A 21,737-nucleotide genomic window follows, 5' to 3' on the forward strand; every position below is an offset into this window, starting at 1 on the left:
GACCCGGTCAGGGCAGGTTGGGGTTGGATGCTGCTACATTAACGCAACTTAATTGCGTTAATTGGGGGTCTGGACCTACCCTGCACCCCTGTCAACGCGGTTTTCCCTTTTTCAGGTGTGCGTCACGACTTGTGTCCTGGCGCCACTTTCTTGTTGTGACACAAACACATGGATAGGCAGCAGACGATGGCCGAGCGGGCAAACAGCCCCCCCGTGCCCGGCGTGTCGGTGGTACTTCAGTCCCTGGGCTACCACACCGGTTCAGGCAAGTGGCTGGTCAAACCCCTGTCACTGCAGCTGGCAGCGGGGGAGCATGTGGCCATTGTGGGGCCCAACGGTGCGGGCAAATCCACCTTGCTCAAACTGCTGGCTGGCACCTTGACCGCCAGCAGCGGCAGCGTCTGGCTCGACGGTCAGAACCTCGCGCAGCTCAGCCTGCCGCAGCGGGCGCGCCAGATTGCCATGCTTGGCCAGAGCGACCAGACCGATGGCCGATTGCGGGTGCAAGACTATGTGACGCTGGGCTGTCTGCCACACCGCACCCATTGGACGCAGGCACAAGTTCAGCAAACGGTCGAAACCGTGCTCAGCCGCTGCCGTCTGCAAACATTGCGCCAACGGCCTCTGTCACAGCTCTCCGGCGGCGAGCGCCAGCGGGCCCACCTGGCACGCGCCCTGGCGCAAGCGCCACGGCTGCTGCTGCTTGACGAACCCACCAACCACCTCGACCCGCGCGCCACCTTGGACCTGTTGCAGGGTGTGGCCTCACTGGGCATCAGCGTGGTGGCGGTGTTGCACGACCTGGCCCTGGTGCCCCAGTGGGCGCATCGGGTGATCGTGTTGCAGCAGGCTGAGCTGGTGGTCTGTGACGTGCCCAGCCAGGCCCTGAGCCCACAGCGCCTGCAACAGGTGTTTGGTGTGAACGCGTTTTACCTGCCGCACCCGGTCACCCGCGAGCCGATCCTGGTGATGGACAGCCAGGCGCCCGTTGGTGGCTCGTCTGACACCTCAGCCCAACCTTTTTTTAACCACTAGAAAGACGTTCCGATGAAACACCTTCTTTGCACCTTGGCCTTGGCGCTCAGCAGCACGCTGTGTGCGGCCCAGACCTTTCCTGTCACGGTGGACAGCTGCGGCGAGCCGCTGACCTTTGCCGCACCGCCCAAACGGGCGCTGATCCATGACCTGAACATGACCGAGATGGCGCTGGCCCTGCACCTGAACCCGCAGATGGTCGGTGTCAGCGGCATCACCGGCTGGTACAAAACCGGCCCGGAGTTCAAGGCTGCGCTGGGCAACATCCCCGAAATCGCGCCCAAGTACCCCACGCTGGAGAACGTGCTGTCGGTCAACCCCGACTTCTTTTTTGCCGGCTGGAACTACGGCATGAAAGTCGGTGGTGAGGTCACCCCTACCACCCTGGCCAAATACAACATCAAAACCCTGGTGCTCAGCGAGAGTTGTATCCATGTCAACAAACAACGCCCGGCCGCCAGCATGGATCTGCTCTACACCGACTTCATCAAACTTGGCACCATTTTCGGCAAAGAGGCCCAGGCCAAAACCACCGTGGCCCAGTGGAAAACCCGCCTGGCCAAGCTGACCCCGGCCAGCGCCAGCAAGAACACCCGCGTTTTCCTCTATGACTCGGGGGAGGACAAACCTTTCACCGCGGGCAAATACGCCATCCCCACCGCAATGATTGATGCCGCAGGCGGGCGCAACATCATGGCCGACCTGGACACCAGCTGGGGCACCACCTCGTGGGAAACCGTGGCGGCGCGCAACCCGCAGTTTCTGGTGCTGCTGGACTACCAGGACGGCAACGGCGTGACCAAACTGCTGCAGTTCCTGCAGTCACACCCGGCCATGAAAGAGACCGACGCGGTCAAGAACAAACGCTATGTGGCGCTGCGTTATGCCGAGCTGACCCCTGGCCCGGCCAATATTGAGGCGATCGAGAAAATCGCCAAAGCCATGGCGGCCCCAGGCCAGTGATGTCACAGCGCGCCTTTCTGGGCCTACTCGCCGCCGGTCTGGCCCTGCTGTTGGTGCTGGCCCTGACCAGCGTGGCCAAAGGCAGCACCCCGTTGCCCCTGCCACAGATCCTGAGCGCCTTGGCCGGACGCTGGGCGCCCGACCTGCAGCTGCCTGAGGTTGGGCTCACGCTGCAGCGCATTGTGTGGGACCTGCGTGTGCCCCGGGTGCTGCTGGCCATGCTGGTCGGTGCCGGGCTGGCGGTGGTAGGTGTGCTGCTGCAAACCGTGAGCCGCAACGACCTGGCCGACCCGTTTTTATTTGGCCTGTCCTCCGGCGCCAGCGCCGGTGCGGTGGCGGTCATCACCACCACGGGTGAGCTGCTGGGCATCTGGACCCTGCCGCTGGCCGCGCTGGCGGGTGGCCTGGTGTCGGCTGTGACAGTGCTGGCCATGGTCAACCGAAGTGTCGCCAGTGGCCCGGAAAAGCTGATCCTGGGCGGGCTGGCCACGTCTTTTGTGTTTGGCGCCATCACCCACTACCTGGTGTTTGCCGGTGACCAGCGCGCCGCCCACTCGGTCCTGTTCTGGACACTGGGCGGCCTGGGCCTGGCACGCTGGGACAACCTGGCGCTGGCCGTGTTGGGCCTGGTACTGCTGCTGGTGTTTGCCACCACACAACGCCATGCCCTGGACGCCCTGCTGGCCGGGGACGACACCGCCCACAGCCTGGGCCTGGCACCCAGGCGGCTGCGCATGCAGGTGTTTGCGGTGGCCGCCGTCGCCACCGCCTGTTTTGTGGCGCTGAGCGGGGTGATTGGTTTTGTCGGGCTGATGGTGCCGCATCTGGCGCGCGCCCTGTGTGGAGCGCTGCACGGGCGCCTGCTGGCCGTCTCGGCACTGGGTGGGGCGGTGTTGCTGCTGGCCAGCGATTTGCTCTGCCGCACCCTGCTGGCACCCCAGGAGCTGCCCATCGGGATAGTGACGGCGGCCTTGGGTGGGGCGTTTGTGGTGGTGTGGGTGATGCGACCCGCCCCGCAATAAAGAGGCTTAGCCCGTGCTTTGAGGGGGTCAGTGCCCCCAGTCCGAAGCGCTGGTCCGTTCACGCCATATATGGAAAATTGACCTCTAGCCCTTATCCAAAAAGGGCATACAGCTATCAAAATCGTAATTTCTGACTGCGCATCGACCATTCAATGTTGGCGAATGTGTCATGTGGGTTCCCCGAGCAAACGGGCAGCGGGCAGCTCTTTGACGTCATCAACATGCGCCTCCACATCGGTGGGCAACAGTTGGATGGTGGCGCGTAAGCCGGGCACGGCGCACATCAGCGCCTGCTCCAGCTCGTTCCTGACAGCAGCGGCACGCCCCAGTGTCCAGTGCGATGGCATGTGCATGTGCAAATCCACAAAACGACGTTGACCCGAGCGGCGCGTGATGACATGGTCAAAACGGATGGTTTGCTGGTCAAACGACGTCATCGTGGCCTGAATGTTCTGCAACACCTCGGACTCAACCGCCTCATCCATCAAACCTTGGGCTGAACGCCACACCAGGTGGCCACCTTCCCACAGAATGTTCAACGCCACCCCGATGGCCGCCAACGCGTCCAGCCAGAGCCAGCCGGTCAGGGCCACACCCGCCAGGCCCAGCACCACACCTGCCGAAGTCCAGACATCGGTAACCAGGTGTCTGGCATCGGCCTCCAGTGCAATCGATCGGTGTGCTTTGGCGGCGCTGAACATCACCCAGGCCAGCAAACCGTTCAGCGCCGAGCTGAGCACCGACAAAGCCAGACCCCAACCCAAATCTTGCAGTGGTTGTGGTGTGAACAGCCTGGACGCTGCCGCCGAGATGATGCCAAAGGCCACTCCCACAATCAAAACACCCTCGAAGCCGGACGAAAAGTACTCTGCCTTGTGGTGGCCATAGGGGTGTTCCTCGTCAGCCGGGCGCTGCGCAATGGTGACCATCATCAGCGCAAAAATGGCACTGGCCAGATTGACAAACGACTCCATCGCGTCGGACAGCAAGCCCACGGAGTCTGTGACATACCAAGCCCCGGTTTTCAAGAGGATGGTGGTCACAGCCACGGTGATGGATGCCCACAACAGGCGTGTCGGGGTCAATAAACGGGTGGGTAGGTAAGACATCATGGTGTGATTTTTCTTGGGTCGGCCTGATGGTCGCAGGCACAGCTTAAGGTCCTCTTAACGTCGCACCTGGTGGTGATCCCCGGTATGTGGACACGTTAAGAGTTATTTAAGGTGGTGAACCTACGCTGTGGTCACTTCGACAAGAAGAAGGTGACCCAAGTGATTCTGAAATCTGAGCTAAGCGCCCGCTGGGCCCGAGGTGCCATCACATGACCTCGCTCTATTTGCTGTTGTGGATCGTCGGCGCCATCCTGTTGCAACTCTCCATCTACCTGTCCATCGGCTTCTGGCGCCATTGGCAGACCTATGACGCGCTGCGCATCTCGGTGGCCCAAGGCGGGCTACCTGCCGAGCCCAGCCCTGCGTTGGCGCCGGTCAACACGCCTGCGCCTGCCTGGTCTGGCTGGCGCGCTTTCAAGGTCACCCACAAAGTCATTGAAAACGCCGTGGGCGACATCTGCTCGTTTCATCTGGAACCCCAAGACGGGCAGGCTGTACCACCGTTTTTGCCAGGCCAATACCTGACCTTCCGACTCGAGATGGACTCACCAGCGGGCGGCACCGAATCCATCACGCGCTGTTATTCACTGTCGGACGGGCCCCGGGCCAACGGCTACCGCGTGTCGATCAAACGCGCACCGGCGTCCTTGAACAGCACCCATCCACCCGGGCGTTCATCGAACTACTTCCATGACCAGGTGCAGCTGGGCAGTGTGCTGCAGGTACGCGCACCTGCCGGTCACTTTTATATGGACCGCAGCGATGCGCCGGTGGTGCTGCTCGCAGGCGGCATTGGCATCACGCCGATGCTGAGCATGGTGAACTGGTGTTTCTCTGAACAACCGGGGCGCGAAGTCTGGCTGTTTTACGGCGCACGGCACGCCCAGGAGCTGATGGCACAGGCGCACTTGGAAGCGCTGGCAGACATGCACCCCAACTTTCACCTGTTTATCTGCTTCAGTGACACCGACAAAAAGACGGACTTGGGCAGCCCCTACCAGCGCCATGGCCGCATCACCATTGACCTGCTGCGCCAGTTGTTGCCACTCAAGCCCTACCACTACTACCTGTGTGGCCCGACACCGATGCTGGAGAGCATGGTGCCAGCGTTGGAGGACTGGGGCGTGCCCGATTCGCGCATCCACTTCGAGGCCTTTGGCCCGGCCTCTGTCAAACGCAAAAGTGCGGCGCAACAAGCCAGCTTAGCCACGCCCGCACAAAGCGCTGAAACGGCGGTGACAGTCAACTTTGCCAAGTCAAGCCAACAACTGACCTGGCCTGCGGGTGGCACCAGCTTGCTGGACCTGGCCGAAAGCCAGGGCATTGCGGTGAACTCTGGCTGCCGCGCTGGCAGCTGTGGCAGCTGCCAGACCACCATCCGCTCGGGTGAGGTGGGTTACCAACAGGCCCCCGACTATGACCCTGAGCCGGGTACCTGCCTGCTGTGTGTCTGCACCCCCAAAACCGACGTTGTGCTGGAGCTGTAAATGAACCCATCCCTGTGGCGCGACCATGTGTTGCCTTTTTTTGTGCTGCTGGGATTGCTGGCGGCGGCCACTCTCTCGGGCGACTATGTGTTGCACTGGCTCAACCTGGTCTGGGTCGGGCGGTACCTGGGCATTCTGGGCACCTTGCTGATCATTTTTTCGCTGTATTACTCGCTGCGCAAACGCAAATATGTGACATCAGGTGACCCGAGCATCCTGCTCAAGATGCACGAGTTCAGCGCCTGGCTAGGCTCGCTGATGATCCTGATCCACGCCGGGGTGCATTTCAACGCCATCCTGCCCTGGCTGGCCACGGTGGCGATGAGCATCAATGTGGTCAGTGGGCTGGTCGGCAAGATGCTGCTCAAACGGGCGCGGGCCCATGTGCAGAACCAGCGTGAGCAGTTCCAGCTGCGTGGTTTGTCCAAACCCGAGGTGGAACAAGCGGTGTTTTGGGACGCAGTGACGCTCTACATCATGAACCAGTGGCGCAAGGTGCACATCCCCATCTACATCGTGTTCACTGTGATTGCGCTAGGCCACATCCTCAGCGTGTTTATGTTCTGGGGCTGGGTATGAGCAAGCTGGTGAAGATCATCCTGGCCGTCAACTTGGTCATATTGGCCGCGTTGACTTTCATTTACCCCAACCTGATGGTGGGCCCCGGCAAACTCATTCCCGGCCACAAAGCGTTGGAGGGAGATTGTTTTGCCTGCCACACCAGCTTCACCGGCGCCAATTCAGAGAAGTGCGCCACCTGCCACAAACCGGCCGACATTGGCCGGCTCAGCACCCTGGGTGTGGCCTTGGTTAAGCCCAGCACCAGCACAGCGTTCCACCAGGAACTCCAAAGCCAGGACTGTGTGGCCTGCCACAGCGACCACGCCGGGGTGAAACGTTTTGCCCGCCAGCGCCAGTTTGACCACAGCCTGCTCAAAAAGGTCACGCTGGAACAATGCCAGAGCTGCCACAAGGCGCCAACCGATATGCTGCACAAACAGGTCTCCGGCAACTGCCTGCAATGCCACAGCCAGACCCAATGGACACCGGCCACCTTTGACCACAACAAGTTTTTTGTGCTGGACCGCGACCACAACGCCCCATGTGCCACCTGCCATGTGCGCAACGACTACAGCCGCTCCACCTGTTACGGCTGCCACGAACACACGCCCGACAACATCCGCCGCGAGCACATCAAGGAGGGCATCAGCAAGTATGAGAACTGCGTCGAATGCCACCGCAGCGGCAACAAACACGACATCAAAGGTGGCCGAGAAGGTGGCAGCGGGCGCAAGGGCCACCAAGATGACGACTGACATGCCCACATACACATCCACCAACTTGTTATGGATTGAGCGGCGGCACTTGGGTGCGGCTCGGCGGCGTCCAGAGGGTGTGGGCGATCCCGCTGACCAATGAGGAAGTACCCAGGATTTATATGAATAATCAGACTCTGTCCCTTATCCAATAAGGGCATATAGCTATTAAAAGTATATAAAAAGCCTGCCGGATGCTGACCTCGGCAGGCTTGTCTTATGAGATGAAACCCGCTGCAGACGGGTTCAAAGTATCACTTCTTCGGGCAGGTATTCATGCCGATCATCGTGTACAGCGGGCAAAAACTCATGAAGCCGGTGGCCAGCGGCACCACACCAATCCAGCCCCAGACACCAATGGTGCCGGTCAGCGTCAGGCCAATCAACACCAGACCCAAAACAATACGCAGAATGCGGTCGATACCGCCAACATTGGTTTTCATGACAACTCCTTGGTAAAAAAACACAGCCCAGGGGAGGGACGATGTGTCAATTACACGCGTGCGCCCTACCTAAGGTCTGTGACTCAGGTCACCCAAGGGATTGGCTGCGATGGTCAATTCAACACAAGGCAGCGTGGACCTTGGCGCTTTGGTAAGCGGCGCGCTATTGCAGTGAGCGGCAGATGTCCGATCCCCTCTGCTGGAGCATGGGGTGATACCGGTATCTGCTACCTTCAGACCATGAACAAGTGGAACATTCCCGCCTGGCTTGAAAACGAAGTGCTTGAACGCGACCGGTGCTGCGTTTATTGCGGTGTTTCATTCGCGCAGGTGTCGAAGGTGCGACGCGAACAGCGCTCGTGGGAACATATCGTCAACGATGCGAAAATTGTCACGCGCGACAATATCGCACTTTGCTGCATTGGCTGCAACGCAAGCAAGGGCGCAAAAACCTTGGAACAGTGGTTGATGTCGCGTTATTGCAGAGACCGGCAGATTTCCGCGCAGTCCGTTTCGCCCGTGGTCCGAGCGGCCCTCGCCACGAGGGCTTCACCCTTCACAAGGCCGGATCCATCATCATCCTGAGCACTATTTTTGGAATTCCTCCATGGAAATTAAGGTCAACTTTCTCGACAAGCTTCGTCTTGAGGCCAAGTTCGATGACTTCACGGTCATCGCCGATCAGCCGATTCGTTACAAAGGTGATGGCTCGGCGCCGGGGCCGTTCGATTATTTTCTGGCCTCATCGGCCCTGTGTGCGGCTTACTTCGTGAAGTTGTACTGCGACACGCGCAACATCCCCACCGAGAACATCCGCCTGTCGCAGAACAACATCGTGGATCCGGAAAACCGCTACCAGCAGACGTTCAAGATTCAGGTTGAGTTGCCAGCGGATATTTCCGACAAGGACCGGCTGGGCATTTTGCGTTCCATCGAACGTTGCACGGTCAAAAAAGTGGTGCAAACCGGGCCCGAATTTGTGATTGAAGAGGTCGACAACCTGGACGCCGATGCGCAGTCCTTGCTGACCTTGAAGCCGGGCTCTGACACCCAGACCTTTATTGCGGGCAAGGACCTGCCCTTGGAGCAAACCATCGCCAACATGTCGGGGGTGCTGGCCAACCTGGGCATCAAGATTGAAATCGCTTCCTGGCGCAACCTGGTTCCCAATGTGTGGTCGCTGCATATCCGCGATGCGCACTCGCCGATGTGTTTTACCAATGGCAAGGGGGCAAGCAAGGAAAGTGCGTTGGCGTCAGCCTTGGGCGAATACATCGAGCGCCTGAACAACAACCACTTCTACGCAGGGTCGTTCTGGGGCGAAGACATCGCCAACGCCGCGTTTGTGCACTACCCTAACGAGCGCTGGTTCAAGCCTGGCCGCAAAGATGCGTTGCCCGTCGGCATTCTGGACGACCACTGTCTGCAGATTTACAACCCCGATGGTGAATTGCGTGGCTCACACCTGATCGACACCAACTCAGGCAATGTGCAGCGCGGCATCTGTTCACTGCCCTTTGTGCGGCAGTCCGACGGTGCGGTGGTGTATTTCCCGTCCAACCTGATCGAAAATCTGTTCGTCAGCAACGGCATGAGTGCTGGCAACACCCTGGCCGAGGCCCAGGTGCAATGCCTGTCCGAAATTTTTGAGCGGGCGGTTAAACGCGAAATTCTGGAAGGTGAAATGACCTTGCCGGATGTGCCGCCCGAGGTGTTGGCCAAATACCCCGGCATTCTGGCAGGCATCCAAGCGTTGGAAGAGCAGGGCTTTCCGGTGCTGGTCAAAGACGCGTCGCTGGGTGGGGTGTACCCGGTGATGTGCGTTACGTTGATGAACCCGCGCACAAGCGGTGTGTTTGCCTCGTTTGGCGCACACCCCAGCCTGGAGGTGGCGCTGGAGCGCAGCCTGACGGAGTTGTTGCAGGGGCGCAGTTTTGAAGGCCTGAACGATTTGCCCCAGCCCACCTTCACCAGCAACGCGGTGACCGAGCCCAACAACTTTGTGGAGCATTTCATCGACTCGAGCGGTGTGGTGTCGTGGCGCTTTTTCAGCGCCAAACCGGACTTCGATTTTGTTGAATGGGATTTCTCCGGCCAGGGCGAGAACGCCAATGCCGAGGAAGCCGCGACCTTGTTCGGCATTCTGGAAGCCATGGGTAAAGAGGTCTACACCGCGGTGTATGACCAGCTGGGCGCCACCGCCTGCCGAATTCTGGTGCCCGGTTATTCGGAGGTGTACCCGGTCGAAGATCTGATCTGGGACAACACCAACAAAGCGCTCTTGTTCCGCGAAGACATCCTGAACCTGCACGACCTGGATGACGCCAGCCTAGAAGCGCTGCTGGAGCGGCTGGACAACAGCGAGCTGGACGACTATTCCGACATCGCCACGCTGATTGGCATCGAGTTTGACGAGAACACGACCTGGGGCCAGCTAACCGTTCTGGAGCTCAAGCTGCTGATTCATCTCGCCTTGCAGCAGCTGGAGGAGGCACATGATTTGGTGGGCGCCTTCCTGCAGTACAACGACAACTCGCGCGAGCGAGGTCTGTTCTACCAAGCCTTGAACGTGGTGCTGGAAGTGCAACTTGACGACGACCTGGAGCTGGACGATTACATCGTCAATTTCCGCCGCATGTTTGGCAAGCAGCGGATGGACGCGGTGTTGGGGTCCGTAGACGGCAGCGTACGCTTCTTCGGCCTGACGCCCACCAGCATCAAGCTAGAGGGTCTTGAGCGGCACCACCGCTTGATCGACAGCTACAAAAAACTGCATACGGCACGAGCCAATGCAGCAGCTGCGGCCAGTTCAAACCATGCGTCATTGGATACCGGCACTGCGGCTGAATCGGTCCGTCCTATTTAGCTGGCCAGTGCCCGCAAGGCCGCGCTGTTGAGGATGCTGATCTGCTCGCGACCCAGCACCACCCAGCCGTCACGCTCAAAACGGCGCAGCAGGCGGGTCACCATCTCGCGCACCGTGCCCAGTTCATCGGCCAGGGCCTGGTGCGTGAGGCTCAGGTGCTGGCCGCGCCCGAGTAACGCTGCGGCCAGGCGCCGGTCCAGCCGGTGAAAAGCCACCGCGTCCACCAGCGCGGTCAGGTCGGCCATGCGTTCGGCAAACAAGCCAAGCACATCGTTGCGAAAAGCCGGTGTCTCGATCCAGCGTTTGAACAGCTCCGGGCGGATCAGTAAAAACGTACTGGGCCGGGTGGTGATGCCACAGGCGGCCAGGGGTTGGCTGCGAAACAAACTGGCGCTGGACACCAGGCACAACTCGCCCGGCACCACCCGGTATAACTCCAGCGAGCGGCCATCGTCCGAGTGGCGTGAGACCTTGATCTCGCCCTCAATCACCAGCGGAAAACCCTGGCAGGCGGCGTTTTCACTGAACAACTCGGTGTGGGCGGGTACCACCATCGGTGGCAGGCTGCTTTGCAGTTCGGCCAGACCGGGCTGGACGTCCTTGAGTGAGGGGTACAGGCTGATGACCTGCGCCATTGGCCAGTCACACACCGTGTTCATGGCTTATGCCACCACCTGGTAACCTTCTTCGACAATGGCCTGGCTGATGTCTTGTGCGCTGGCGGTGGACTCGACCTCTACCTTTTTCTGCAGACGGTCGGCCACCACCTGGGCGTTGTGGTCCAGTTGGCGCACCGCACGTACCACGGCTTTTTCGCAGTGTTCGCAGGTCATTCCTTCGACGTGAAAGCTGTACTTCATTTGAAACCTCTGAAAATAGGGTGATCACAAAAGACTTATTGTGGACCCTGTTCCCTCTGTTTCGAGCCTCGCACCCCCATGACCACCCCGACTTCTGGCCTTCCCCCCCTGCGTATTGACCTTGGCATCCACGGCATGACTTGTGCCTCGTGTGTGGCCCGGGCCGAACGTGCCCTGAAAAAAGTGCCCGGTGTGACCGAAGTGGCGGTGAACCTGGCCACCGAGTCGGCGCGGGTGATGGTGGCACCGTCTGAGCAGATTGAGGCGCGGCTCAAACGCGCCATCCGTGATGCTGGGTATGAGCCGGTGGCGGCTAACGCGGCGATTGACGCACCGTCTGCCTCGGCTTGGGCCGGTTTTGGCCCGGTGGCGCTGGGCCTGGCCTTGTCTGTGCCGCTGATGTTGCCGATGCTCGGTGACCTGCTCGGCCAGCACTGGATGCTGCCCGCCTGGCTGCAGTTTGTGCTGGCCACACCGGTGCAATTTGTGCTGGGTGCACGTTTTTACAAGGCGGGTTGGCATGCGCTGCTGGCGCGCAGCGGCAACATGGATTTGCTGGTGTCGCTGGGCACCACGGCGGGTTGGGCGCTGTCGGTGTGGTTGTGGCTGCAGTCACCTGCGGATGAGATGCCGCACCTGTATTTCGAAGCGTCGGCGGTGGTGATCACGCTGGTGCTGCTGGGCAAATGGCTGGAGGCACGCGCCAAGCGGCAAACCACCTCGGCCATCCGCGCCTTGCACGCGCTGCGCCCCGACGTGGCCCACCTGCTGGGGCTGGACGGTGAGGTGGATGTGCCGGTGGACGAGGTGCTGGCCGGTGACCGGCTGGTGGTGCGCCCCGGTGAACGTTTTGCCGTGGATGGCCTGGTGTTGGAAGGGCAGAGCCAGGTCGATGAATCGATGCTCACCGGTGAACCGTTACCGGTGGCTAAGAAGGAGAGCGATCCGATCACCGGCGGCACGCTCAATGGCGATGGGCGGCTGGTGATCACGGTCAAGGCGGTGGGCGTGGACACGGTGCTGGCCAACATCATCCGGCTGGTGGAAGACGCTCAGGCTGGCAAAGCGCCGATCCAGCGGCTGGTGGACCAGGTCAGCGCGGTGTTTGTGCCGGTGGTGCTGGTATTGGCGCTGGCCACGCTGCTGGGCTGGTGGTTCACCGGTCACACTTTTGATGTGGCCTTGATCAACGCGGTGACGGTGTTGGTGATTGCCTGCCCCTGCGCGCTGGGCCTGGCCACACCGGTGGCGATCATGGCGGGCACCGGTGTCGCGGCGCAGCACGGCATTTTGATCAAAGACGCCCAGGCGCTGGAACTGGCGCACAAAGCGCAGGTGGTGGTGTTTGACAAAACCGGTACCCTGACCGTGGGCCAGGCGCGTCTGACCGACTTTGTGGTGTTGCCTGGGCAGGATGAAGCGCGCTGGCTGGCCGTGGCCGCTGGCATTCAGAACGGCAGCAGCCACCCACTGGCGCGTGCGGTGGTGGCCGCAGCGGCAGACAAACACATCAGCTTGCCCGAGGTCACCCAGGTGGTCTCCACCCCCGGCAAAGGGCTGCAAGGCACGGTGGACGGCCAGGATTTTGTGATTGGCAACCTGGCGTGGATCGGTTCGCTGGGCGGCCAGTTGGCCGCGCTGGACGAGGCCGTAGCCCGCCTGCAAGGCGCGGGCGCCACGCTCGCCGCCCTGGCCCTTCGCGGCCCAGATGGTGTGCAGGTGTTGGCCTTGATGGCGTTTGGTGACGAGCCCAAGCCCAGTGCCGCCCCGGCCATCTCAAGTCTGCGTGCGCGTGGCATCCGGGTACTGATGCTCTCAGGTGACCAGCAGGTGGCGGCGCAGGCCATGGCGAGGCGCGTGGGTTTGACGCCAGACGAAGTCATTAGCGATGTGTTGCCGGGTGACAAGGCAGCCCACGTCAGCGCCTTGAAGAAAGGTGGCCAGACCGTGGTGATGGTGGGTGACGGCATCAACGACGCCCCGGCGCTGGCCGCTGCCGATGTCGGCATGGCCATGGCCAATGCGGGCGGTGGCACCGATGTGGCCATGCATGCGGCCGGCATCACCCTGATGCGCGGTGATCTGGCGCTGGTGGCTGGCGCGCTGGACATTTCCCGACGCACCGTGGCCAAAATCCGGCAGAACCTGTTCTGGGCCTTTGTCTACAACGTGGTGGGCATTCCGCTGGCGGCGTTTGGTGTGTTGAACCCAGTGATGGCCGGTGCCGCCATGGCGCTGAGCTCGGTCAGTGTCATGGGCAACGCCTTGCTGCTCAAACGCTGGCGCCCGGGTTTATAAAGAAAACTGGCCTCCAGCCCTTATTGATAAAGGGCTGGTAGCTCGTCTTTTTGTAACATTCAACGACGTGGGTCGACCATTTGCTTGAGGGCTGGTCTTGGCGGCTGGCGGCCAACATCAAAAATCTTGAAAAAAAGTGGGCTTTTACATTTAAGTTCTCAAAAACCGCGCCGATAAGGTGATCAGGTAGAACTCTTTTCACAGAGTTGCCTAGTTTCTTGTGTCGCAGGTGCGAGTCATTTCAGCGTCTTTTTGTAGAAAGGCCACTTTCCATGTCCATCTCTATCTCCTCAAGTACCCCTGTTCAAGCTCCGCAAAAAACCAACCCGTTGGAGGCGACAGACGCCAAACGGGTTGACAAGGCAACACCGCCACCGGCTGAGGACAGCACGTCCAAACCGGCCAGCACATCACAGGCATTCACCAATGCCCTGGGGCAACTCACAGGCATCAACCTGAGTGTGAAGGCCTGATCGGGCAATCACACTCCAGAGCGACTGACAAGGATTTCAGCCATGGGTACTTTCGCCGTGACAGGAACTGCAGCGGGCCTGACGCCCTCAGGTCCAAGCCCAACGGCGATCAAAACGCCAGTGAACAACACAGTTGTACCTGCTGCAGGCACTGTGAACACCTCAGCACCAGCCAAGCAGCCAATCAAAAACAACCAGAACATTGGGGCCAGCAACACCACGCCCAGCCCCGCTGAGTTGAATCAATTGGTGAGTGACATGCAAAGCAAGGTGCCGGTAGCGGCCAAAGAACTGCAGTTTTCTGTTGACCAGGAGAGTGGCAAACAGCTGCTGACGCTGACCAACAACGTCACCAAAGAGGTACTGTGGCAAGTGCCCTCTGAGGTGGCCTTGCGTATTTCAAAAGAGATGGACCGGTTTCAAAAAGGTTCACTGCTCAACCAGCAGGCTTGAGCAGCAAACTTCCTGTCAGCGTTTGTCTGGCAGCTCGATCTTGACTTCGAGCACTTCCAGATTGTCCTGGCGCTCCAGGTTGACCTTGATGTCATCCTGATTGATCCTGACGTATTTGCTGATCACCGCAATCAGTTCACGCTGCAAGTCAGGCAGATAGTCGGGCGTGGCCGGGCTGCGGCCGCTGCGCTCGTGGGCCAGGATGATCTGCAGGCGCTCCTTGGCCACACTGGCTGTCTTTGTTTTTTCACCGAGAAAAAATGAGAAAAAAGACATGCTTTATTTGCTCCCGAACAGGCGTTGCAACAGGCCTTGCTTGGGTGCGTCGGTGAAACGCATGGGTTTGTCTTCACCCAGGAAACGCGACACCACGTCCTTGTAGGCTTCCGAGACATCGCTGCCGTTCAGGTGCACCGCTGGCACACCTTGATTGGATGCCTGCAACACACTTTCACTCTCGGGAATCACCCCAATGAGTTTGATGCGCAAAATGTCCTGGATGTCTTGCAAAGACAGCATCTGACCCTGGTTAACCCGCGCCGGGTTGTAGCGGGTGATCAGCAGGTGTTCCTTGATAGGTTCTTCACCCGCCATGCCACGTTTGGTTTTGCTGGACAACATGCCCAGGATGCGGTCCGAGTCGCGCACCGAAGACACTTCGGGGTTGGTCACCACCAGCGCTTCGTCGGCGAAATGCATGGCCATCAACGCCCCGGTTTCAATGCCGGCAGGTGAATCACAGACGATGAAATCAAAGTCCATGGCGGTCAGGTCGGCCAGCACCTTGCCAACACCCTCTTGTGTCAACGCATCTTTGTCTCGGGTTTGTGAGGCGGCCAGCACGTAGAGGTTGTCACACTGTTTGTCCTTGATCAGCGCCTGGTTCAGGTTGGCTTCACCATGGATGACGTTGATCAGGTCATACACCACACGGCGTTCACAACCCATGATCAGGTCCAGATTACGCAGGCCCACGTCAAAGTCGATCACCGCTGTTTTGTGACCACGCAGTGCCAGGCCGGTTGCAAAACTGGCGCTGGTCGTGGTTTTACCAACGCCACCTTTGCCAGAGGTCACCACAATGATTTTTGTCATAACTACACAATCTTTCAAACAGGAATTCGGAGGTCGCTTATTGGCGACGTCGTCAGGATTTCAGGGATTCAAACAGCAGTTTTTCCTGGCCATCATCACTCAGCCGCACTTGCGCTGCCTTGCCCTGGATATCTGGCGCCAGCGGATTTTCGCTGGTGCGGTAAACCCCGGCAATCGAAATGAGTTCTGGCTCCAGGCAGGTCGAGAAAATACGGGCGTTGACGTTGCCACTGGCACCGGCCATGGCTTTGCCACGCAGGGGGGCATACACATGGATGTGGCCGTCCGCCACAATTTCACCACCCTGGTTGACCATGGCCAGCACCACCAGATCCGCACCACGGGCGTACACTTTTTGCCCTGAGCGCACCGGTTTGTCAATCACCAGGGTGCCAGGTCCGGCCACAGGCACCTCACGCACCACTTCACGGATGACTTCGGTCACCACTTCCCTGACCACCTCGTTCGGTGCTGCAACCACTTTTTTGGCATCAGCTGCGGGTTTGCTGCGGGCCACTTCCGGCGCCGCGATCACCAGGCCCAAGGCCATTGCCGCTTCGTTGTTGTTGCTCGGATGACCACAAAATGCCACAGGCTTCAGGCGACAACTCTGCAGGGATGTGATCAGAGCCGACAGACCCTGCTTGTCCACTTCCACCTGGTGTTTGGCGCAGTCAATGACCACCGCGTCCTGGTCAAAAAAATCGGCGTTGTCGCTGGCAGGCCCATAACGCTTGAGCAATTCAGCCGCCACGGTTTGCAAATCGGGCGTTTTGGTGACCAGCGACATCAGCGGGAGCTGGGCGCTTTTGATTTCGAAGGAGTCAGTCACAGGTGTTGGGGCGAAACGGGTAAAGCGCAGAGATTGGAGTAAGACAAATACCTTGTCGGGGACGGCGTCATCAAGCCAGGCCCAAATGTTACTTGATTGCACCCCAAAAAAAGGCGGGCAGACCAAGGATATTTCACTTTATGCACAAGCTTCTTTGAAATTTCTCTGAATGCAGTAAACGTTGTCAAAACTTTGGCCTTGTCTTTATCCAAATCTTGGAATATCAAATAGTAGTAGAAGATAAGCTTTGCTCTTCTCCGTGGATAAGTCCTATTTACTTATATAAAACAAAGACTTAATGAACAACAATTCCTGTGCACGTACCTGTCTTGCATCTGCTACCGAAAACTGAACAACTTCACTTTTTCAATTTTTTTGTGGATAAGTATTTTTTTCAAGACACATTATTCACAGACTTATCCAAGTCACCTGTTACAGCTTTGTCTCAGAGCTGTTGAGCCGTTTGGAATGAAAAACCAGATTCGGGCATAGCGGCGATCTGTTTGTGGCCGTTTGGTGAAAAAAACAGTCAGGATTAGCTGTGTGCCGCCAGCTTGGTTCTGGCGTCGGTGATCTCGTTGTGCACGACATGGACCTTCATATCACCATGGGTGGGTGTGACCAACAGGTCGACAAACTGGGGGATCACATTGGCGTCTGATTCCGGCAACGAAATAGCTTTTACAGCCTCAGCCAGCTTGTCCAGAACCTTGTAGTTGTCGGCCAAGCGCGCCCAGCGAGGGGCGTCACTGGCATTGGCTTTGAGGCGTTTCATGAGCCGACCCTCCATCTTTTTCCGATGTCAAAAACGGGGGGCAAAACTTCAGCCTTGTCTTTATATAAATATTGAAATACAAAATAGTATTAGTAGATAAGCTTTGCCTCCTTCCGTGGATAAGATCATTTAATTCATACAAAACATAGACTTACAGCATTCCAATTCCTGTGCATGTGCATGCCTTGCAACTGCGCCCGGAAACTGGACAACTCCAGTTCAAAAATTTTTGTGTGGATAAGTCATTTTTTCAAGACAAACTATTCACAGCTTTATCCAAGTCGCGTTTGACACCTTGGCATAGGGCTGTTGAGCGTTTTTGGACGAAAAAAAACCAGATGCGGGCATCGCCCGGATCTGGTTGGTGGCAGTTGGTTGAAAAAAGCGTCAGGGTTTGCTGCGTGCTGCCAGCTTGGTTTTGGCATCGGTGATCTCGCTGCGCACGAGTTGGCTCTCTTGTGAGCCGCCAGGCAGCACCGTCAGCACGGTTTCCCAGTGGCGGATGGCAGTGCCGTAGTCAGCCGCCTGGTAAGCGGCTTGTGCTGCCATCATGAGGGCATTGGGCTGCTTTGGATCGATACGCAGGGCTTTGTTGACCAGTGCCAGTGGTTGACCCTTGAAATCACCTTTAGCGCGTGTGGCCAACAGGTCGGCATACTGGGTGATCAGGTTGGCATCGGTTTCCAGCAGCGGGCCGGTCTTGCCAAAGGCCTGGACTGCCTCATCGAGCCTGCCCTGGACCTTGTAGGCGTTGGCCAGCCGGGCCCAGCCAGGGTAGTCATTGGGATTGTCTTTGAGGCGACTGGCGAGCCGCTCCACCATCTGATTGATCATCTCGGGTGTGGTGCTGCCATTGGCTGCGCCGGCGGGTACAGGTGGCAGTTTGCTGCTGTCTGCAGATGGCAACTTGCCCTGGGCTCGTGCGTCGTCGATATTGGCCTGGATCTGTTGTGCGTCAGCTGAGTTGGGGTCCAGCAGACCGAGCAATTTCTCCCATTGTTTGACGGCCGTTGCGTAGTCTGCCCGTTGGTAGGCGCTGATGCCCGACAACATCAGGCCGTTGGGATGGTTCGGGCTGAGTGTGAGCACCTCGTTGATCATCTGTGCGGCTTGGCCCTCCAGCTTGCTGCCGTTGAGGATGCCAAGCAAGGCTGCGTAGTCCAGCAACACATCTGGATCTGTGTGCACATAGTCGCCCGCCTTCTCAAAAGCCGCTTTGGCCTCTTCTAGCCGGCCCAGCACTTTGTAGGAGCGCGCCAGCATGGCCCAGCCTTTAGGGTTGTCCGGGTTAGCCTGCAGTTTGGCGGCCAGGGTGTCGACCATTTGTTTGACTTGCTTGTCATCCACTGCGGTGGGCGCCACCCTGTCGATGGCGGTGGGTGCGCCCAGTTCTATGTAGATGCCGATGGCCAGCGCCGGTGTGGCCAAACCCATGAGCCAGGCGATGCGTTTGGCACTCCAGAAGCTGTTGCTGTGATTGGGCTGGCGAGATTCGTGGCTTTCCGTGTCGTCGAGCAAACGCAGTTGCAACTCGTCGCGGCTTGCTTCAAAGTCTTGTTGGCTGATGACACCACGTTCCAGGTCAGCCTCTAGTGCCTTGAGCTGGTCGCGGTGGATGTCAATGTTCAAGCGCTCGGCAGAAACACCACGGTGTTGTGATGGACGCAGCAAGGGATAAATCAGCCAAGCCACCACCAGCAGCGTCATGAGCGCTGCGATACCAATAAAAACGCTCATTTTGAAGTTTCAGTCTCTTGTAAGAGGGCTTGTGCCCTGGCACGCTTGGTATCGTCAAGCACCTCGGTGTTGGCATTGTTCTGGGTTTGGCGGATGGTGCGGATCAGCAGCCAGACCGCGCCCAGCAACAACAACAAAGGGCCAAACCACAACAGCCAGGTACTGGGTTTGACAGGGGGTTTGTAAAGCACAAAGTCACCATAACGGCTGACCAGGAACTCCTTGATTTCAGCGTCCGATTTGCCGGCAGTGATCAGGCTACGGACCTCGCGACGTAAATCATTGGCCAGCTCGGCGCGGGAGCCCGCCAGGGACTCGTTCTGGCACACCAGGCAACGCAGTTCTTCTGCAATGGTGATCAGGCGTTGCTCCACCACCGGGTCGTCTGCCAAGGGGACGGCTTCGTTGGCATAGGCTGGTGCCAGCAGTTGCCAGCAAAGAATCAAAGCAAACCAGACTTTCATTGTTGTAGTTCCCTGATCAAAGGCAGCAGTTTGTTTTGCAAGGCATCCGGTGTGAATGGGCCGATTTGCTTGTAACGAATGACACCGGCTTTGTCGATCAAAAAGCTCTCAGGCACACCATACACACCAAAGTTGATGCCGATGCGGCCATCCCGGTCTGCTATCACCACGTCATACGGGTTGCCAAAACGGGCCAGCCACTTCTGGCCATCCTGGTCCTTGTCTTTGTAGTCCAGCCCAACGATGGGAATGGTCTTGGTCTTGGAAAACTCCAGCAGCAGCGGATGTTCCTCGCGACAGGCCACACACCAGGAGGCCCAGGTGTTGAGCAACCAGACCTTGCCCAACATGTCTTGTTTGGTGATCTGCAAAGCCGGGTTGTCCAGCACCGGGGCAGAGAACTCGGGTGCGGGTTTGCCAATCAAGGGGGAGGGAATTTCACGCGGGTCAAGCGTGAGGCCAATACCGAGGAACACCAGCAAAACAACAAAAATACCCAATGGGATATAGGCCTTTTTCATGCCGTGGCACCTTTCACCTCAGTCCCTGTCCATGTGCTCACGAGCTTGCGGCGGTAGCGTTTGTCCATCACCGCGATGGCACCACCGAGCGCCATCAAGAGGCAGCCGACCCAGATCCAGGGCACAAAAGGCTTGTGATACACACGTACTGCCCAGGCGGGTGGGCCGCTGCTGTCGAGTTTTTCACCCAGGGACACATACACATCGCGTGTGAGACCGCTGTCGATGGCGGCTTCGGTCATTGGCATGGTGGATGAAAAATAGCTGCGTTTTTCAGGGTGAAGGGTCTTGAGCACTCGGCTGTTCTTGATCAGCTCCACCGTGCCGACATCGGCGTTGTAGTTGGGGCCTGCTTTTTGGCTGATGCCCGTCAGGCGGAAGGTGTAGCCACCCACTTCGACCGTGTCACCGACGGCCATGCGCACGTCTTTTTCGGTTTCATAACCCTTGACCATGGTGATGCCAACCACACATACCGCGATACCCATGTGCGCTACATGCATGCCCCAGAAAGACATGGGTGTCGACCTCCAGTGCAGTGTGTCTTTGAGTTGACGGTAGATTTGCACACAGGACCCCAGAACAATCCAGAAGGCCAGCGACAGTGCCAGCGCCACCAGTGCTGACCAGGACCCCGCCAAAAACGGCGCGCTGCAACCCAGCAACATCGACACCAGCGCCACCGGGCTGAGTTTTTTGAGCAGGTTGCTGACTGTGTCAGTCTTCCAACGGGCAAAGGAGCCAATCACCATCAAGAACAGCACCGGCAGCATGATGGGCGCAAACACGCTGTTGAAATAGGGTGGTCCCACAGAGAGTTTGCCCAGGTTGAGCGCATCAATGATCAAGGGGTAGACCGTACCCAGCAAGACTGCGGCTGCTGCGGTGCTCAGCAACACATTGTTGAGCAGCAGAAGGGTTTCGCGTGACAACAGGGCAAAGGAACCACCCGAGCGCACTTTGCCGGAACGCGTGGCAAACAGAACCAGTGAACTGCCCACCACCAATGCTAGGAACAACAAGATGAACACCCCGCGTTTGGGATCGGACGCAAAGGCATGCACCGAGGTCAGTACACCCGAGCGCACCAGGAAGGTACCGAGCAGGCTCAGGGAGAAAGCAATCAGTGACAGCATGATGGTCCAGCTTCTGAACAGACCACGCTTTTCGGTAACTGCCAGTGAGTGGATCAGTGCGGTGCCGATCAGCCAGGGCAAAAACGATGCGTTTTCCACCGGGTCCCAGAACCACCAGCCACCCCAACCCAGTTCGTAATAGGCCCACCATGAACCCAAGGCAATGCCAATGGTCAGACAGATCCAGGCGGCGGTGGCCCAGGGCCGGGTCCAGCGCGCCCAGGCGGCATCCAGGCGACCATTGAGCAAGGCGGCAATCGAGAAGGCAAAGGGCACCGACATACCGACATATCCCATGTAGAGCATGGGTGGGTGAAACACCAGACCCGGGTCTTGCAGCAAGGGATTGAGGTCACGACCGTCGGCCGGGATGTCCACCAGCCGCAAAAACGGGTTGGAGGTGAACAGCATGAACATCAAAAAGCCAGCCGCAATCAGGGCCATCACCCCCAGCACACGCGACACCATCACATCGGGCAGCTGGCGTGAAAACAGCGATATCGCCATCATCCAGCCGCACAACATCAGCAGCCACAGCAGCAGTGAGCCCTCATGGCCACCCCAGACGGCGGCAATCCGGTACATGTCTGGTAGTTTAGAGTTGGAGTGCTGCGCGACATACATCACCGAAAAATCGTTGGTGTAGAACGCGTAGGTCAGACAGCCAAAAGAAAACGCTGCCAGCAGGCACAAAACCTGGGCACCCGGGCGCGCCATAGCCATCCAGTCGGCGCGGCCTTGCTGCCCACCGGCGATGCTCAACACCCCCAGGAAACAAGCGACCAGCATGGCCAGGATCAGCGAAAAATGTCCAATTTCTGGAATCATGGCGTGTTTTTTGTTAAGTGG

The 21,737-nt window shown here is 58.6% G+C and carries 23 protein-coding genes; 11 read left to right on the forward strand and 12 right to left on the reverse strand.

The window, feature by feature from the left end; all coding sequences use genetic code 11:
* Positions 1 to 168: 168 nt before the first annotated feature.
* The 3 genes from KKO72_RS01640 to KKO72_RS01650 are packed head-to-tail and all read left to right on the forward strand — an operon-like array spanning position 169 to position 3,020.
* On the forward strand, positions 169 to 1,035 hold the full coding sequence (locus tag KKO72_RS01640; protein ID WP_214934833.1) for an ABC transporter ATP-binding protein: 867 nt from the start codon (positions 169 to 171) through the stop codon (positions 1,033 to 1,035).
* Positions 1,036 to 1,047: 12 nt separating this feature from the next.
* The gene (locus KKO72_RS01645) at positions 1,048 to 1,998 is read left to right on the forward strand and encodes an ABC transporter substrate-binding protein (protein WP_214934835.1); all 951 of its coding nucleotides are present in this window, start codon (positions 1,048 to 1,050) and stop codon (positions 1,996 to 1,998) included.
* Complete coding sequence (locus tag KKO72_RS01650; protein ID WP_214934837.1) at positions 1,998 to 3,020, forward strand: iron ABC transporter permease; 1,023 nt, start codon at positions 1,998 to 2,000, stop codon at positions 3,018 to 3,020. The genes KKO72_RS01645 and KKO72_RS01650 overlap by 1 nt, the downstream gene beginning before the upstream one ends.
* 167 nt (positions 3,021 to 3,187) lie before the next feature.
* Here KKO72_RS01650 and KKO72_RS01655 read toward each other — a convergent pair whose 3' ends face one another.
* Entirely contained in the window at positions 3,188 to 4,129 is a 942-nt protein-coding gene (locus tag KKO72_RS01655) for a cation diffusion facilitator family transporter (RefSeq protein ID WP_214935120.1), read from the reverse strand.
* A gap of 212 nt (positions 4,130 to 4,341) precedes the next feature.
* On the opposite strand from KKO72_RS01655, the gene KKO72_RS01660 reads away from it, so the two are divergent.
* Genes KKO72_RS01660 through KKO72_RS01670 form a run of 3 tightly spaced genes read left to right on the forward strand, consistent with a single transcriptional unit; the run spans position 4,342 to position 6,935 of the window.
* The gene (locus tag KKO72_RS01660; protein ID WP_214934839.1) at positions 4,342 to 5,619 is read left to right on the forward strand and encodes a 2Fe-2S iron-sulfur cluster-binding protein; all 1,278 of its coding nucleotides are present in this window, start codon (positions 4,342 to 4,344) and stop codon (positions 5,617 to 5,619) included.
* The gene (locus tag KKO72_RS01665) at positions 5,620 to 6,198 is read left to right on the forward strand and encodes a hypothetical protein (RefSeq protein ID WP_214934841.1); all 579 of its coding nucleotides are present in this window, start codon (positions 5,620 to 5,622) and stop codon (positions 6,196 to 6,198) included. It abuts the gene before it with no gap.
* Positions 6,195 to 6,935: a cytochrome c3 family protein gene (locus KKO72_RS01670; protein ID WP_214934843.1), complete on the forward strand. Its 741-nt coding sequence runs from the start codon at positions 6,195 to 6,197 to the stop codon at positions 6,933 to 6,935. Before KKO72_RS01665 ends, KKO72_RS01670 begins: the two co-directional genes overlap by 4 nt.
* A gap of 254 nt (positions 6,936 to 7,189) precedes the next feature.
* Here the strand turns inward: KKO72_RS01670 and KKO72_RS01675 are convergent, their stop codons facing one another.
* Positions 7,190 to 7,378: a DUF2892 domain-containing protein gene (locus KKO72_RS01675; protein WP_180126027.1), complete on the reverse strand. Its 189-nt coding sequence runs from the start codon at positions 7,376 to 7,378 to the stop codon at positions 7,190 to 7,192.
* Positions 7,379 to 7,618: 240 nt separating this feature from the next.
* Between KKO72_RS01675 and KKO72_RS01680 the strand changes: the two genes are divergently transcribed.
* Both KKO72_RS01680 and KKO72_RS01685 read left to right on the forward strand, forming a co-directional pair.
* Entirely contained in the window at positions 7,619 to 7,963 is a 345-nt protein-coding gene (locus KKO72_RS01680) for a hypothetical protein (protein WP_214934845.1), read from the forward strand.
* 22 nt (positions 7,964 to 7,985) lie between these two features.
* Positions 7,986 to 10,244: an OsmC domain/YcaO domain-containing protein gene (locus KKO72_RS01685; RefSeq protein WP_214934847.1), complete on the forward strand. Its 2,259-nt coding sequence runs from the start codon at positions 7,986 to 7,988 to the stop codon at positions 10,242 to 10,244.
* Here the strand turns inward: KKO72_RS01685 and KKO72_RS01690 are convergent.
* Together KKO72_RS01690 and KKO72_RS01695 are read right to left on the reverse strand one after the other, a co-directional pair.
* A complete protein-coding gene (locus tag KKO72_RS01690) occupies positions 10,241 to 10,903 on the reverse strand; it encodes a Crp/Fnr family transcriptional regulator (RefSeq protein ID WP_214934849.1) in 663 nt (220 codons plus the stop codon). The genes KKO72_RS01685 and KKO72_RS01690 overlap by 4 nt on opposite strands.
* A gap of 3 nt (positions 10,904 to 10,906) precedes the next feature.
* Positions 10,907 to 11,104, reverse strand: coding sequence for a heavy-metal-associated domain-containing protein (locus KKO72_RS01695; RefSeq protein ID WP_214934851.1), 198 nt, complete (start codon positions 11,102 to 11,104; stop codon positions 10,907 to 10,909).
* A 78-nt stretch (positions 11,105 to 11,182) separates the two neighbouring features.
* On the opposite strand from KKO72_RS01695, the gene KKO72_RS01700 reads away from it, so the two are divergent.
* From KKO72_RS01700 to KKO72_RS01710, 3 genes are all read left to right on the forward strand, one after another.
* Complete coding sequence (locus tag KKO72_RS01700) at positions 11,183 to 13,402, forward strand: cation-translocating P-type ATPase (RefSeq protein WP_251140391.1); 2,220 nt, start codon at positions 11,183 to 11,185, stop codon at positions 13,400 to 13,402.
* A 272-nt stretch (positions 13,403 to 13,674) separates the two neighbouring features.
* Positions 13,675 to 13,875: a hypothetical protein gene (locus tag KKO72_RS01705; protein ID WP_214934853.1), complete on the forward strand. Its 201-nt coding sequence runs from the start codon at positions 13,675 to 13,677 to the stop codon at positions 13,873 to 13,875.
* A 153-nt stretch (positions 13,876 to 14,028) separates the two neighbouring features.
* Positions 14,029 to 14,328, forward strand: coding sequence for a flagellar protein FlaG (locus KKO72_RS01710; RefSeq protein ID WP_214934855.1), 300 nt, complete (start codon positions 14,029 to 14,031; stop codon positions 14,326 to 14,328).
* A 15-nt stretch (positions 14,329 to 14,343) separates the two neighbouring features.
* On the opposite strand, the gene minE is transcribed toward KKO72_RS01710, so the two are convergent.
* The 8 genes from minE to KKO72_RS01750 all read right to left on the reverse strand — a co-directional run bounded on the left by minE (position 14,344) and on the right by KKO72_RS01750 (position 21,716).
* On the reverse strand, positions 14,344 to 14,604 hold the full coding sequence (minE, locus tag KKO72_RS01715; protein ID WP_078364951.1) for a cell division topological specificity factor MinE: 261 nt from the start codon (positions 14,602 to 14,604) through the stop codon (positions 14,344 to 14,346).
* Between the two features lie 3 nt (positions 14,605 to 14,607).
* A complete protein-coding gene (minD, locus tag KKO72_RS01720; protein WP_078364952.1) occupies positions 14,608 to 15,423 on the reverse strand; it encodes a septum site-determining protein MinD in 816 nt (271 codons plus the stop codon).
* 52 nt (positions 15,424 to 15,475) lie between these two features.
* Positions 15,476 to 16,255, reverse strand: coding sequence for a septum site-determining protein MinC (minC, locus tag KKO72_RS01725; protein ID WP_371736799.1), 780 nt, complete (start codon positions 16,253 to 16,255; stop codon positions 15,476 to 15,478).
* Between the two features lie 535 nt (positions 16,256 to 16,790).
* Positions 16,791 to 17,030, reverse strand: coding sequence for a hypothetical protein (locus KKO72_RS01730; protein ID WP_214934857.1), 240 nt, complete (start codon positions 17,028 to 17,030; stop codon positions 16,791 to 16,793).
* Between the two features lie 387 nt (positions 17,031 to 17,417).
* On the reverse strand, positions 17,418 to 18,767 hold the full coding sequence (gene ccmI / locus KKO72_RS01735; protein WP_214934859.1) for a c-type cytochrome biogenesis protein CcmI: 1,350 nt from the start codon (positions 18,765 to 18,767) through the stop codon (positions 17,418 to 17,420).
* Positions 18,764 to 19,231, reverse strand: a complete 468-nt coding sequence (locus KKO72_RS01740; protein WP_214934861.1) for a cytochrome c-type biogenesis protein — start codon at positions 19,229 to 19,231, stop codon at positions 18,764 to 18,766. Before KKO72_RS01740 ends, ccmI begins: the two co-directional genes overlap by 4 nt.
* Positions 19,228 to 19,752: a DsbE family thiol:disulfide interchange protein gene (locus tag KKO72_RS01745; protein WP_214934863.1), complete on the reverse strand. Its 525-nt coding sequence runs from the start codon at positions 19,750 to 19,752 to the stop codon at positions 19,228 to 19,230. The genes KKO72_RS01740 and KKO72_RS01745 overlap by 4 nt, the downstream gene beginning before the upstream one ends.
* Complete coding sequence (locus KKO72_RS01750; protein WP_214934865.1) at positions 19,749 to 21,716, reverse strand: heme lyase CcmF/NrfE family subunit; 1,968 nt, start codon at positions 21,714 to 21,716, stop codon at positions 19,749 to 19,751. The genes KKO72_RS01745 and KKO72_RS01750 overlap by 4 nt, the downstream gene beginning before the upstream one ends.
* Positions 21,717 to 21,737: the final 21 nt, after the last annotated feature.

The organism is Rhodoferax sp. U11-2br (genome assembly GCF_018619435.1).
Classification (GTDB): Bacteria; Pseudomonadota; Gammaproteobacteria; order Burkholderiales; family Burkholderiaceae_C; genus Rhodoferax.

What these genes read in the sequence shown, in the direction of transcription:
- KKO72_RS01695 (WP_214934851.1), bottom strand. Translation starts at nt 11,104, where the DNA reads ATGAAGTACAGCTTTCACGTCGAAGGAATGACCTGCGAACACTGCGAA.
- ccmI (WP_214934859.1), bottom strand. Translation starts at nt 18,767, where the DNA reads ATGAGCGTTTTTATTGGTATCGCAGCGCTCATGACGCTGCTGGTGGTG.
- KKO72_RS01670 (WP_214934843.1), top strand. Translation starts at nt 6,195, where the DNA reads ATGAGCAAGCTGGTGAAGATCATCCTGGCCGTCAACTTGGTCATATTG.
- KKO72_RS01700 (WP_251140391.1), top strand. Translation starts at nt 11,183, where the DNA reads ATGACCACCCCGACTTCTGGCCTTCCCCCCCTGCGTATTGACCTTGGC.
- KKO72_RS01675 (WP_180126027.1), bottom strand. Translation starts at nt 7,378, where the DNA reads ATGAAAACCAATGTTGGCGGTATCGACCGCATTCTGCGTATTGTTTTG.
- KKO72_RS01705 (WP_214934853.1), top strand. Translation starts at nt 13,675, where the DNA reads ATGTCCATCTCTATCTCCTCAAGTACCCCTGTTCAAGCTCCGCAAAAA.
- KKO72_RS01750 (WP_214934865.1), bottom strand. Translation starts at nt 21,716, where the DNA reads ATGATTCCAGAAATTGGACATTTTTCGCTGATCCTGGCCATGCTGGTC.
- KKO72_RS01660 (WP_214934839.1), top strand. Translation starts at nt 4,342, where the DNA reads ATGACCTCGCTCTATTTGCTGTTGTGGATCGTCGGCGCCATCCTGTTG.
- KKO72_RS01745 (WP_214934863.1), bottom strand. Translation starts at nt 19,752, where the DNA reads ATGAAAAAGGCCTATATCCCATTGGGTATTTTTGTTGTTTTGCTGGTG.
- KKO72_RS01665 (WP_214934841.1), top strand. Translation starts at nt 5,620, where the DNA reads ATGAACCCATCCCTGTGGCGCGACCATGTGTTGCCTTTTTTTGTGCTG.
- KKO72_RS01645 (WP_214934835.1), top strand. Translation starts at nt 1,048, where the DNA reads ATGAAACACCTTCTTTGCACCTTGGCCTTGGCGCTCAGCAGCACGCTG.
- KKO72_RS01640 (WP_214934833.1), top strand. Translation starts at nt 169, where the DNA reads ATGGATAGGCAGCAGACGATGGCCGAGCGGGCAAACAGCCCCCCCGTG.
- KKO72_RS01690 (WP_214934849.1), bottom strand. Translation starts at nt 10,903, where the DNA reads ATGAACACGGTGTGTGACTGGCCAATGGCGCAGGTCATCAGCCTGTAC.
- KKO72_RS01655 (WP_214935120.1), bottom strand. Translation starts at nt 4,129, where the DNA reads ATGTCTTACCTACCCACCCGTTTATTGACCCCGACACGCCTGTTGTGG.
- KKO72_RS01650 (WP_214934837.1), top strand. Translation starts at nt 1,998, where the DNA reads ATGTCACAGCGCGCCTTTCTGGGCCTACTCGCCGCCGGTCTGGCCCTG.
- KKO72_RS01730 (WP_214934857.1), bottom strand. Translation starts at nt 17,030, where the DNA reads ATGAAACGCCTCAAAGCCAATGCCAGTGACGCCCCTCGCTGGGCGCGC.
- KKO72_RS01685 (WP_214934847.1), top strand. Translation starts at nt 7,986, where the DNA reads ATGGAAATTAAGGTCAACTTTCTCGACAAGCTTCGTCTTGAGGCCAAG.
- KKO72_RS01740 (WP_214934861.1), bottom strand. Translation starts at nt 19,231, where the DNA reads ATGAAAGTCTGGTTTGCTTTGATTCTTTGCTGGCAACTGCTGGCACCA.
- KKO72_RS01680 (WP_214934845.1), top strand. Translation starts at nt 7,619, where the DNA reads ATGAACAAGTGGAACATTCCCGCCTGGCTTGAAAACGAAGTGCTTGAA.
- minE (WP_078364951.1), bottom strand. Translation starts at nt 14,604, where the DNA reads ATGTCTTTTTTCTCATTTTTTCTCGGTGAAAAAACAAAGACAGCCAGT.
- minD (WP_078364952.1), bottom strand. Translation starts at nt 15,423, where the DNA reads ATGACAAAAATCATTGTGGTGACCTCTGGCAAAGGTGGCGTTGGTAAA.